The sequence below is a fragment of the Sphingobium sp. CECT 9361 genome (assembly GCF_918741285.1).
Lineage (GTDB): Bacteria > Pseudomonadota > Alphaproteobacteria > Sphingomonadales > Sphingomonadaceae > Sphingobium.
The window spans coordinates 1-956 of record NZ_CAKKNC010000074.1 but is presented as its reverse complement, the minus strand read 5'-3'; the positions used below and the strand labels follow the sequence as shown (position 1 = coordinate 956).

The following is a 956-nucleotide window of genomic DNA, read 5'->3' as shown; positions in this document are numbered from 1 at the left end:
CAAGTGGAAGTCGAAGTTTGGCGGGCTGGAGGTGTCCGAGGCCCGGCGGTTGCGAACGCTCGAGGAGGAGAACACCCGGCTGAAGAAGCTCTTGGCCGAGGCGATGCTCGACAATGCCGTGCTGAAGGATCTGGCATCAAAAAAATGGTAACGCCCGGCGCCAAGCGGGAAGCCGTCGCCCATGCCCGGGAGCATCACGGGGTGAGCGAGCGTCGGGCGTGTGCATTGGTTGGTGTGAGCCGCAGGGTGATCCGTTACGAGCCGACACGGCCGGATGACGGCGCGCTGCGGCAACGGTTGCGCGAGCTGGCGTCGGAGCGTCGCCGGTTCGGCTATCGCCGCCTGGGCTATCTGCTGGCGCGGGAGGCTATCACGCCCAACCACAAGAAACTGCTGCGCATCTACCGCGAGGAAGGGCTGCGCGTGCGCCGTCGTGGCGGGCGCAAGCGCGCTCTAGGCACGCGCAGGCCAATGGTGTTGCCCGATGGTCCGAACCAACGTTGGTCGCTCGACTTCGTCTCGGACAGCCTGATCTGCGGTCGACGCTTCCGCATCCTGTGCGTGGTCGATGACTACACGCGGGAGTGCTTGGCGCTGGTGGCCGATACGTCGCTGTCGGGGGCACGGGTGGCCCGGGAGTTGACCGGCCTGATGGGCATGCGCGGCAAGCCAATGCAGAACGGCTTCGTGGAAAGCTTCAACGGCCGCCTGCGGGACGAATGCCTCAACGAGACCTTGTTCACCTCGCTGGCCCATGCCCGGTTCGTGCTGGCCGCCTGGCGGCACGATTACAACACGGTCAGGCCACACTCGAAACTGGGCGGGAAGACCCCCGCCGAGATCGCCGGCCAACGTGTCTGGGGGCATGCCCCCAGACACGTTGCCATCCCATCAAACAACCATCATGAAGGAGCGAGACTCTACCTCTGACTGGTAACAATCAGGGGAGCACGTCA

The 956-nt window shown here is 65.0% G+C and carries 1 pseudogene; it reads left to right on the top strand.

The features are described 5' to 3' along the window. Positions 1 to 930 (top strand): annotated as a pseudogene (locus LQ220_RS24805) (IS3 family transposase); the annotation flags it as partial. Positions 931 to 956 lie beyond the last annotated feature (26 nt).